Below are 5219 nucleotides of genomic sequence, written 5' to 3' on the forward strand. Positions count from 1 at the left end.
GACGTCGACCTGGCCCGCTACCTCTCCCCCGAGGCCACCTCCGTCGCCATCCCCGCCGAATCCCTCGGCCGCCACGCCGTCCAGGCCCTCCTCGCCGACATCAACGGTGCCGACCCCACCCACACCACCGCCCCCTTGACGTTGAGCATCCGCCGCTCCACCGCCCCCGCCCTGACCTGACCTGCCACGCGCCCCTCCCACCCACACCCCGCCCCCTGTCACATGCGGACCGCATGTGCCTCTGGCAGGCAACAACGACGCGCATGTGACATTCGGACGTGCCGCAAGCCCGAGCTGAAAACCACTGGGCCCTGCCGCGGGCGGCGGCTACCTTCGCTTGCCGTGGAACAGGAACCGCCGCTGGTGCGGGACATCTATCCGGAGCTGATCGCCGAACTGGTCGAGCTGTTGACGGCCGAGGACGAGGACTGGCTGGCCATCTCGATGCGGGATGTGCGGGTGGTGGCCGACTGCGGCTGCGGCGACGACTTCTGCCGGAGCATCAAGACGGCGGAGCATCCGGACGGCAAGCCGTACGGACCGGGGCATCGGATGGTCGCGCTGTTGCCGACGCGCGGGATGCTGAACCTGGACGTGGTGAACGGCCGGATCATGTACATCGAGATTCTCGACCGGCCACGCTGAGCGCATCGGCCCACATCCACTGCCCGAAACCGTGTTTCGGTATGCCGGAGAGCGTGACTCGCGGGGGTCAGACGGTGCGGATGCGGTGGGAGAGGGCGGTGTAGCGGCGGCCGGTGGAGGGGGTACGGACGGCCTGCTGGATGGCGCGGCGGGAGCCGACCAGGACGACGAGCTTCTTGGCGCGGGTGACGGCGGTGTAGAGCAGGTTGCGCTGGAGCATCATCCAGGCGCTGGTGGTGATGGGGATGACGACGCAGGGGTATTCGCTGCCCTGGGAGCGGTGGATGGTGATGGCGTAGGCATGGGCAAGCTCGTCCAGCTCGCCGAACTCGTAGTCGACGTCCTCGTCCTCATCGGTGCGGATGGTGAGGGTCTGCTCCTCGACGGACAAGGCGGTCACGACGCCGACGGTGCCGTTGAACACGCCGGCGACGCCCTTGTCGTAGTTGTTGCGGATCTGGGTGACCTTGTCGCCGACACGAAAGACACGGCCGCCGAAGCGGCGTTCGGGCAACCCGGGCTTGGACGGGGTCAAAGCCTCCTGGAGCAAGGTGTTCAGGGCAGCGGCGCCGGCGGGGCCGCGGTGCATGGGGGCCAGCACCTGGACGTCACGACGGGGGTCGAGCCCGAACTTGCGGGGGATGCGGTTGGCCACGACGTCGACGGTCAACGCCGCCACGGCCTCGGTGTCGTCCTGGGCGAACAGGAAGAAGTCGGGCAGCCCGTCGGTCACGGGCTGACGGCCGGAGTTGATCAGGTGGGCATTGGTGACGACCCCGGACTGCTGGGCCTGGCGGAAGATCTGGGTCAGCCGGACCCGGGGAACGGGCTCGGCCGCCAGCAGGTCCCGCAGCACCTCGCCGGCGCCGACGCTGGGCAGCTGGTCGACGTCGCCGACGAGCAGCACATGCGCCCCGGGTGGCACGGCCTTGAGCAACTTGTTGGCCAGCAACAGATCCAGCATGGACACCTCGTCGACGACGAGCAGGTCCACGTCCAGCGGCCGGTCTCGGTCGTAGGCCGCGTCGCCACCGGGCCTGAGCTCCAGCATCCGGTGCACGGTGGCAGCCTCGACGCCGGTGAGCTCAGCCAGCCGCTTGGCCGCCCGGCCGGTGGGGGCGGCCAGCATCACCTTGGCCCCCTTGGCTTTCGCCAGCATCACGATGGACCGCACGGTGAAACTCTTGCCACACCCCGGTCCCCCGGTCAGCACGGCGACCTTTTCGGTCAGCGCCAACCGAACCGCCTGCTCCTGCTCGACCGCCAACGTCGTCCCGGTCGACCGCCGCAGCCACTCCAGGGCCTTGTCCCAGTCCACGGAGGCGAACGCCGACATACGGTCCACATCGGACTTCAGCAGCCGGGTCAACTGCGTGGCCAGCGAGATTTCCGCCCGGTAGAAGGGAACCAGGTAGATCGCCGCCGGGTCGCCCTCGAACAGCTCCTCGCGGACAACACCTTCCTCGTCGACCAGCTCCCGCAGGCACTCCCCCACCAGCACGCTGGAGACCTCCAGGATCTCCACCGCCTTGGCCACGAGCTCGTCCTGCGGCAGAAAGCAGTTCCCGTCGTCGGAGGCCTGCGACAGGGTGAACTGGATGCCGGCCTTCACCCGCTGCGGGCTGTCGTGCGGGATGCCGACGGCCTGCGCCAGCACGTCGGCGGTCTTGAAGCCGATGCCCCACACGTCGGCGGCCAGCTTGTACGGCTCCTCCTTGACCACCCGGATCGAGTCGTCCCGGTAGGTCTTGTAGATCCGCACCCCCAACGACGTCGACACGCCGACGCTCTGCAGGAACAGCATGACCTCCTTGATGGCCTTCTGTTCCTCCCACGCGCCGGCGATCAGCTTGGTGCGCTTGGGACCCAGCCCGGGCACCTCGATGAGCCGGCCGACGTCGGTCTCGATGACGTCCAGCGCGGTCAGCCCGAAGTGCTCCACGATCCGGTCGGCGATCCGCGGCCCGATCCCCTTGACCAGCCCGGAACCGAGGTAGCGCCGGATGCCCTGCACGGTCGCCGGCAGCACGGTGCTGTAGGAGTCGACGAGGAACTGCTTGCCGTACTGGGCATGGCTGCCCCACCGGCCGCGCAGCCGGAGGCTCTCCCCCGGCTGCGCGCCCAGCAGCGATCCCACGACGGTGAGCAGGTCACCGGCGCCGCGGCCGGTGTCGACCTTGGCGACGGTGTACCCGGTTTCCTCGTTGGCGTAGGTGATCCGCTCCAGCGACCCCTCGACGACGGCATAGCCGAGCGAGTCACCGGAGCCTGGCATGGATCAGGCCCAACCCGGCATCGGGTAGCCGGCCAGCAGCTCGGAGATCTCGGCCGCGGTCGACTCGACCACGGACTCGTCGCCGTCGGCGGCCGCGGTCACGACCCGGTCGATCCAGGTGGCCAGCTGCGGCATCTGCTCGACGCCGAGGCCGCGGGTGGTGATCGCGGCGGTGCCGAGGCGGATGCCGGACGGGTCGAACGGCTTGCGCGGGTCGAACGGAACCGTGTTGTAGTTCAGCTCGATGCCGGCCCGGTCCAGCGCCTTGGCCGCGGGCTTGCCGGCCACGTTCTTGGACGTCAGGTCGATCAGCAGCAGGTGGTTGTCGGTGCCGCCGGAGACCAGGTCGAAGCCCCGCTCGGTCAGCGCCGCCGCCAGCGCCTTGGCGTTGGCCACGATGTTGTGCGCGTACGTGCGGAACTCGTCGGTGGCGGCTTCCTTCAGCGCCACCGCGATGCCGGCCGTGGTGTGGTTGTGCGGGCCGCCCTGCAGACCGGGGAACACGGCCTTGTCCAGCGCGGAGGCGTGCTCGGCGTCGGACATCAGCATGGCGCCGCGCGGGCCGCGCAGCGTCTTGTGCGTGGTCGTGGAGATCACGTTGGCGTGGCCGACCGGGGACGGGTGCGCGCCGCCGGCGATCAGGCCGGCGATGTGCGCCACGTCGGCGGCCAGCACCGCGCCGACCTCGCGGGCGATCTCGGCGAAGGCCGGGAAGTCGATGGTGCGCGGGATGGCCGTGCCGCCGCAGAAGATCACCTTCGGCCGCTCGGCCAGGGCCAGGTCGCGGACCTCGTCCATGTCGACGCGGCCGGTCTCCTTGGTCACGCCGTAGCGCACGGCGTTGAACCACTTGCCGGTGGCCGACACCGTCCAGCCGTGGGTCAGGTGCCCGCCCGAGGGCAGCCCCATGCCCATGACCGTCTCGCCCGGCTTGAGGAACGCCAGGTAGATGGCCAGGTTGGCCGGCGAGCCGGAGTACGGCTGCACGTTGGCGTGCTCGACGCCGAACACGTCCTTGGCCCGCTGGACGGCCAGCTGCTCGATCGGGTCGATGAACTGCTGGCCCTCGTAGTAGCGCTTGCCGGCGTAGCCCTCGGAGTACTTGTTGGTCAGCACGGTGCCGGTGGCCTCGAGCACGGCGGTGGAGACGTAGTTCTCGGAGGCGATCAGGCGGATCTTGTCGTGCTGCCGCTTGGCCTCCGACTCGACGAGTCCGGCCAGTTCGGGATCGGCGGCGGTCAGTGCGGAGAGTGCGGGCTGGTGCATCGTCAAACTCCCGAGTTGATGCGGTTGTGGCAGCTGACACCCAGGCGCGCGACGCCACCGTGTACCCAGTCGCTCCCCGGTGGTCGATTCCACCCCAACACGCCAGTCGCGACGCTGAGTGATCCTAAACCGCGACGTCCGGGTTGTCCTCAAGCAGGGCCCGCAGCCGGCAGGCCTCGTCCGCGGGTTCGATACGCCACTTGGCCCGCACCCGTTCGTTGGCCGCGGCCACCCGGGCCAGGTCCCATCGGCGTTCGTAGAAGTCGCGGTCGACGGCCTCCTGGCGGCGGCGGAACACCGCGGTCGCGTTGGGGGTGACGCCGACGGTCAGCCCGTGCAGCTGGAGCGTCAGCCCCAGGTCCAGGTCCGTCCGGCACCACATCTGCTCGTCCAGCGCGCCCAGCCGCAGCGCGGTGGCCCGGCTCATGGCGAAGCAGTGCCGCTCCAGCTGGGTGACGATGCGGCGGACGCCGGTCGGGGCCGGGTCGAAATGCGGGTTGCCGACCTCGTCCTCGTGCACCACCGGCACGGCCACGTCGCAGTAGCCCGAGGCCAGCATGGCCATCAGCTCCGCCGTCGCACCCGGGCGCAGCTCGACGTCGTTCTCCACGCACATCACGTGCCGCGCGCTGCTCGCCGCGACGAACTCGTTCCACACCAGGTTGGTGTTGGCGTGCCGCTCCGTGGCCTGCCAGCGGATCCGGTGGCCGCCCAGGTCACGTAACCGGTCGGCCAGCGCGGCCGGGTAGCCGGCATCCAGCACCACGACCTCGCTGTTGGGCGGCAGGTCGGCCACCGCCGCGGCCAGGGCCGTGGCGGCCCCGCTGAACTTGTCCCGTGCGATCAGCCCGATCGAGAGGAATGGCTCACTCATCAGATCGGCGGCACCATGCCCGTCAGGCGGCCGTTCGTGTCGCACACGGGACACGTGCGGTTGGCCGTGGCGGTGCGGCCGACGCCGCCGACCACCGCCAGCACCGGGATGGGCACCTCGCCGATGCCGCCGCAGTGGTGGCACACGGTATACATCTGG

Annotated in this window: 5 protein-coding genes and 1 riboswitch; of the genes, 2 read left to right on the plus strand and 3 right to left on the minus strand. The window is 70.0% G+C overall.

Annotation, left to right across the window (positions count from 1 at the left end; translation table 11 throughout):
- Positions 1-180, plus strand: a 180-nt coding sequence (locus tag KUTG_RS09890; RefSeq protein ID WP_043716466.1) for a substrate-binding domain-containing protein, incomplete at its 5' end; no start/stop codon positions are given.
- A 162-nt stretch (positions 181-342) separates the two neighbouring features.
- Complete coding sequence (locus KUTG_RS09895) at positions 343-645, plus strand: hypothetical protein (protein ID WP_052394283.1); 303 nt, start codon at positions 343-345, stop codon at positions 643-645.
- Positions 646-712: 67 nt separating this feature from the next.
- On the opposite strand, the gene KUTG_RS09900 is transcribed toward KUTG_RS09895, so the two are convergent.
- From KUTG_RS09900 to KUTG_RS09910, 3 genes are all read right to left on the minus strand, one after another.
- Positions 713-2920 carry an SF1B family DNA helicase RecD2 gene (locus KUTG_RS09900; protein WP_043716468.1) on the minus strand — a complete coding sequence of 736 codons (2208 nt, stop codon included), beginning with the start codon at positions 2918-2920 and terminating at the stop codon, positions 713-715.
- Between the two features lie 3 nt (positions 2921-2923).
- Positions 2924-4186, minus strand: coding sequence for a serine hydroxymethyltransferase (glyA, locus tag KUTG_RS09905; RefSeq protein WP_043716470.1), 1263 nt, complete (start codon positions 4184-4186; stop codon positions 2924-2926).
- Between the two features lie 31 nt (positions 4187-4217).
- A riboswitch (ZMP/ZTP riboswitch) is annotated at positions 4218-4306 on the minus strand.
- Positions 4307-4310: 4 nt separating this feature from the next.
- A complete protein-coding gene (locus KUTG_RS09910; RefSeq protein ID WP_043716471.1) occupies positions 4311-5060 on the minus strand; it encodes a glycosyltransferase family 2 protein in 750 nt (249 codons plus the stop codon).
- Positions 5061-5219: the final 159 nt, after the last annotated feature.

The sequence above is a fragment of the Kutzneria sp. 744 genome, assembly GCF_000568255.1.
Taxonomy (GTDB): Bacteria; Actinomycetota; Actinomycetes; order Mycobacteriales; family Pseudonocardiaceae; genus Kutzneria.